This window comes from Pseudomonas emilianonis (genome assembly GCF_023072625.1).
Taxonomy (GTDB): Bacteria; Pseudomonadota; Gammaproteobacteria; order Pseudomonadales; family Pseudomonadaceae; genus Aquipseudomonas; species Aquipseudomonas paraveronii.
In genome coordinates this window covers 1-5,200 of the sequence record NZ_JAKNRV010000348.1, presented here as the reverse complement: position 1 = coordinate 5,200, position 5,200 = coordinate 1, and the positions used below count along the sequence as shown (strand labels likewise).

General features: G+C 60.2%; 5 protein-coding genes and 1 pseudogene. 1 reads left to right on the top strand and 5 read right to left on the bottom strand.

What is annotated here, in order from left to right:
• On the top strand, positions 1 to 1,123 hold a 1,123-nt coding region (locus L9Z73_RS24695), incomplete at its 5' end, for a PQQ-dependent sugar dehydrogenase (RefSeq protein ID WP_247406659.1).
• Between the two features lie 135 nt (positions 1,124 to 1,258).
• Here the strand turns inward: L9Z73_RS24695 and L9Z73_RS24690 are convergent.
• The 5 genes and pseudogenes from L9Z73_RS24690 to L9Z73_RS24670 form a co-directional block, all read right to left on the bottom strand.
• A complete protein-coding gene (locus L9Z73_RS24690; RefSeq protein WP_247406656.1) occupies positions 1,259 to 1,795 on the bottom strand; it encodes a C40 family peptidase in 537 nt (178 codons plus the stop codon).
• Between the two features lie 144 nt (positions 1,796 to 1,939).
• A complete protein-coding gene (locus L9Z73_RS24685; RefSeq protein WP_247406653.1) occupies positions 1,940 to 2,569 on the bottom strand; it encodes a C40 family peptidase in 630 nt (209 codons plus the stop codon).
• Between the two features lie 214 nt (positions 2,570 to 2,783).
• Positions 2,784 to 3,488 (bottom strand): DnaA regulatory inactivator Hda, encoded by a 705-nt coding sequence (gene hda / locus L9Z73_RS24680; RefSeq protein WP_247406650.1) that lies wholly within the window; start codon positions 3,486 to 3,488, stop codon positions 2,784 to 2,786.
• 203 nt (positions 3,489 to 3,691) lie between these two features.
• Positions 3,692 to 4,765, bottom strand: coding sequence for an AI-2E family transporter (locus tag L9Z73_RS24675; protein ID WP_247406647.1), 1,074 nt, complete (start codon positions 4,763 to 4,765; stop codon positions 3,692 to 3,694).
• A gap of 54 nt (positions 4,766 to 4,819) precedes the next feature.
• A pseudogene (locus tag L9Z73_RS24670) lies at positions 4,820 to 5,200 on the bottom strand (DUF2066 domain-containing protein); the annotation flags it as partial.

Below are 5,200 nucleotides of genomic sequence, written 5' to 3'. Positions count from 1 at the left end.
CGCCGCCGGCACCCAGGTGGCGGCCTTCGCCGAAGGCCTGGACCACCCGCGCTGGCTGTACGTACTACCCAATGGCGATGTGCTGGTGGCGGAAACCAACGCGCCGCCCAAGCCGGATGATTCCAAAGGCCTTCGTGGCTGGGTGATGGAGAAAGTCATGGGCCGCGCCGGGGCCGGAGTACCGAGCCCGAACCGCATCACCCTGCTGCGCGATGCCGACCATGATGGGGTCGCGGAGACCCGCACGGTATTCCTGGAGAACCTCAACTCGCCCTTTGGCATGACGCTGGTCGGCAATGACCTGTACGTGGCCGATTCGGACAAGCTGCTGCGCTTTGCCTATCAGACGGGCGAAACCGCGATCAAGACCGCCGGCAGCAAGGTCATCGACCTACCCGGCGGCAGCATCAACCACCACTGGACGAAAAACGTGGTGGCCAGCAAGGACGGCAGCAAGCTGTATGTGAGCGTCGGTTCCAACAGCAACGTGGCCGAGAACGGCCTGGAGGCGGAACAAGGCCGCGCCGCGATCTGGGAAGTCGACCGCGCCAGCGGCCAGCACCGTATCTTCGCCTCCGGCCTGCGCAACCCCAACGGCATGGCCTGGGAACCGCAGAGCGGCAAGCTGTGGACGGCGGTGAACGAGCGCGATGAGATCGGCAGCGACCTGGTACCGGACTACATCACGTCGGTCCAGGATGGCGCCTTTTATGGCTGGCCCTTCAGCTACTACGGGCAGCACGTGGATGTACGCGTCACGCCGCAAAACCTGGATCTGGTGGCCAAAGCCATTGCGCCGGACTACGCCGTAGGCCCGCACACCGCCTCGCTAGGCCTGACCTTCGCCGAGGGCAGCAAACTGCCAGCCCCCTTTACCAACGGCGCGTTTATCGGCCAGCACGGTTCGTGGAACCGCAAGCCGCACAGCGGCTACAAGGTGATCTTCGTACCGTTCGAGGGCGGCAAGCCGAAGGGGCCGCCGGTGGACGTACTGACCGGGTTCCTCAACAGCGACGAGAAAGCCATGGGTAGACCGGTTGGCGTGGTCATCGACAAGCAGGGCGGCTTGCTGGTGGCGGATGATGTGGGGAATAAGGTGTGGCGGGTTTCTGCGGCCAAGTAACTATTCTTAAGACCGCCACAAAACAAATGTGGGAGGGCGCTTGCTCCCGATAGCGGTGGGTCAGTCACCAAATGCAGGGACTGACACGCCCTAATCGGGAGCAAGCGCCCTCCCACATTTGGGTCTAGGTTTTATCTAAGGGTTACGCGCCAGGTTTTCAGCCGGCAACACACGCTTGGCACTCAGGTAGGCATTCTGCCAATAGGCTTTGGACAAGGTGTCCAGCTTCACCGTACCGCCCGTTTGCGGCGCGTGTACAAAGCGCCCTTCGCCGACGTAGATCCCGGCGTGGCTGACCTGCGAGCCACCGCCCGTGGCGAAGAACAACAGGTCACCGGTTTGCAGGTTCTGCTCGCTAACGTCCTGGCCACGCATCACGATCAGTTCGCGCGTGGTGCGCGGCAGGGAGATGCCGGCGGCATCACGGTAGACAAACCCGATCAGTCCGCTGCAATCGAACCCGGAGTCTGGCGTGTTGCCACCCCAACGATAAGGCGTACCGACCAGGCCCAGCGCTCGGAAGAGCACGTCTTCGGCGGCCGGCGAGAAATTCTGGCTGGTGTTGAACACCGGTTTAGGCTTGGCCGCTACGGGCGCAGGCTGCGGTCGGCTTGCGCAGGCGCTGATCAGCGCGGCGCAAACAATAAGAATCAGGCGGGCCGAGGTCGACATGTGCAGAACAATCCTGGTCTGGATGCGGCTTTCGCTGCCGAACGCTGAAAACCAGAACGCGCAAGCAAGGCTTGCGCGAACGGATTACAACAATGTTCAAGGATTCTAGCGCTTACACGTCAAACTTCAAGTATCACTTTAACTTTACTTGCTGGCGGTAATCGTCGTCGGGGCCATGGCGAGTGCGCGCTTGGCTTCGATGAAGGTTTTACTCCAGTAGCTGTCGCCCAGGCTGTCGACTCGAACACCACCGCTGCGGCGGCTGCTGGAGTGGATAAACTGGTTATCGCCCAGGTAGATACCGGCGTGACTGACGCGACCACGACCACTGGTACTGAAGAAAAGCAGATCACCCGGCTTGAGGTTGTTACGCGCGACCAACGGTGCATTCACGTTGATCATTTCGCGAGTGGAGCGTGGCAGGTTCATGCCAGCTTCTTCACGAAACAGGTAACCGATAAAACCGCTGCAATCGAAACCGGCTTCGGAAGTACCGCCGAAACGGTAACGGGTACCGATCAGGGACATGCCGCGTTCGAGAATGCTGTCGGCCAGAACGGGAAGCTGATAAGGCTTGTTGCCAGCGAAGGCGGCCAGTTCTTTTTCGGTTGCCAGCTCTTCCTCATAAACAGTGGAAGACTGCGCAGCAACGAATTTTGCCTGATTTTTATACTGTTGATCGTGCTGCTCGGCCACTTGTTGAGGGTGGGAGGCGCAACCAAACAACAGGGCTACGAGTGCGAGAGGCACGAGGGGTGCGAAGCGATTCAGCATGGGCACGACCGTGGCAAATGTGTAAAGAAGCCGAGACTATGCCTTCTATCACATCGATTTGCAAATTCAATCGTGATCTATGTGACTTACTGTTTGCGCTATGACATCTAAGCCCTTAATACCCTATGCACGTGTTTTGCGTGGTCAAGCCGGCCCAAACGCAGGTTTTCTGGCGCCTGAAATCTGCTTAAGCCCCACGAAATACAAGGGTTTGCTACCAGCCGAGGGTTTCCTTGAGGAAGGGAATCGTCAGCTTGCGCTGGGCCTGCAAAGAGGCCTGATCGAGCTGTTCGAGCAAATCAAACAACGCGCTCATGCTGCGGGTGCCACGGGTGAGGATAAAGTGCCCGACCTCGTCGGTGAGGTGCAGGCCGCGACGGGACGCACGCAATTGCAGGGCACGCAATTTGTCCTCGTCGGACAATGGGCGCATCTGGAAGATCAGCGCCAGGGTCAGGCGCGACTTGAGGTCGGCCAGCTTGACCGGCAACTCACGGGGTGAGGTCGAAGCCGCGATCAACAGGCGGCGGCCGCTGTCGCGCAGGCGGTTGAACAGATGAAACAGCGCCTCTTCCCAATCCGCCTTGCCGGCGATGGCCTGCAGATCATCCAGGCACACCAGTTCGTATTGTTCGAGGTTGTCGAAAATCCCGATCCCGCGATCCATCAACTCGGCCAACGGCAGGTAAACCGCCGGTTCGCCCATTTGTTCGAAGCGCAGGCACGCGGCCTGCAACAGGTGGGTGCGCCCCACGCCCTGCTTGCCCCACAGATAGATCAGGCTTTCAGTCCACCCGGCGTCGGCTTCGCAAAGCCGCTCGACATAGCCGAGTGCAGCGGCATTGGCGCCTGGGTAGTAATTGATAAAGGTGGCGTCGTCACGCAGACGCACACCTAAGGGCAGCTGAATCGGTTTCATGCTGACTGAACGGCTCCGATCGAACCGTTAGTGGCCTCTGTGAAAAGTTTGCAAAGTTTATACCCGTGACGCTGGGCGCACAATGCAGCAGACCACAAGCAAAATCAAAGGTTTGCGTTAACTTGCTGGATTTACGCGAATTGTTTGACGCGACAGTGCCAGAAACAACAAACCCGGCCTGAGCCGGGTTTGTGAAACCGCGATTACAAGTCGGGGTCTTCGACGCCCGTATACACATCCGAATCCTTGTACAGATCGTGTACATGACGCACCAGCACCATGATCACCGCCGCCACCGGCAGCGCAAGCAGGATGCCGGTAAAGCCGAACAACTCACCGCCGGCCAGGATCGCAAAGATCACCGCGACCGGGTGCAGGCCGATGCGGTCACCCACCAGCAGCGGGGTCAGCACCATCCCTTCAAGGGCCTGGCCGACCATGAACACCGCGACAATCCCAAGCATCGGGTACAGGTCACCGCCAAACTGGAACAGCCCGGCGACCAGCGCAGCACCGATACCAATCACAAAGCCCATGTACGGCACGATAGCGGCCAGGCCGGCAATCAAGCCGATCAACAGGCCCAGCTCCAGGCCGATCGCCATCAAGCCGGCGGCATAGATAATCCCCAGGGCCAGCATCACCAGTAATTGGCCACGCACGAACGCCCCCAGTACCTCATGACACTCCCCGGCAAGGGACACAATGCGCGCCTCACGGGCGCGCGGCAGCAGGCTGCGAATCTTGGCCATCATGATGTCCCAGTCCCGCAACAGGTAGAACGCCACCACCGGGATCAACACCAGGTTAGTCAGCCAGCCGATCAGCGCCAGGCTGGATGCCGTCGCCTGACTGAGAACCACGCCGACAATATCGCTGGTCTGGCCCATATGCTCGCTGATCGCGGCCTTGACCTTGTCGAACTTCCAGAAGCCATCCGCCAGCCCCAGCTTGGCCTGGGCCCACGGCATCGCCGTATGCTGCAGCCAGTCGAGCATTTGCGGCGCCAGTTCATACAGACGGAACAATTGCTTGGCCAGCATCGGCACCAGCACCAGCACCAGCGCCGTGATGATCAGCGTAAACAGCGCAAACACCGTGACCACGCCCAAGGTCCGTGACAGGCCGGCTTTCTCCAGGCGATCCACCACGGGATCGAACAGATAGGCGAGCAACAGCGCTATCAGGAACGGCGTCAGGATCGAATGCAGCAAGAACACAAAAATGCACAGCAGGGCGATCCCGCCAAGCCAAACCCAACGACGCGTATCCGCCATAAACCACTCCATCTTTTATTTACTTCCCCCTTCTATATAGAGAAGGAAGAACATTCACCAACGAAAACGCAGTTGCGCCTGCGGCTCAGGGGCGGCGGCCGGCTGTGTAGCGTCCACCGGCGGTTGCTGAGCCGGCGCCTCACCTGCGGGAATCTCCTGCAACCTGGCCAGACTCAACTGAGTCCGCAACTGATCGGCGCTGCCATTGACGCGATACACAATACGATCGCCATCCACGCGCTGCGGCTGGCCGCCAAACGGCTCGAGCAAATGGCCCAGCGCGGCATAGCGTTCCAGGGTCATGCCCTGCACTTCCAGCAATTGCTCGGTGCTCACGCCCGGCTTGACGGCAAAGCGGGGCGCCAGTTTTTGGCTGACGGCCAGCATCACGGCATCGGCCACGGCGGCGGTGTCGGCCCCTTGCGCGGAGATTCC

Bases quoted from the DNA above. Each gene is read 5' to 3' on its own strand.
- L9Z73_RS24690 (WP_247406656.1), bottom strand. From the start codon at position 1,795: ATGTCGACCTCGGCCCGCCTGATTCTTATTGTTTGCGCCGCGCTGATC.
- L9Z73_RS24685 (WP_247406653.1), bottom strand. From the start codon at position 2,569: ATGCTGAATCGCTTCGCACCCCTCGTGCCTCTCGCACTCGTAGCCCTG.
- hda (WP_247406650.1), bottom strand. From the start codon at position 3,488: ATGAAACCGATTCAGCTGCCCTTAGGTGTGCGTCTGCGTGACGACGCC.
- L9Z73_RS24675 (WP_247406647.1), bottom strand. From the start codon at position 4,765: ATGGCGGATACGCGTCGTTGGGTTTGGCTTGGCGGGATCGCCCTGCTG.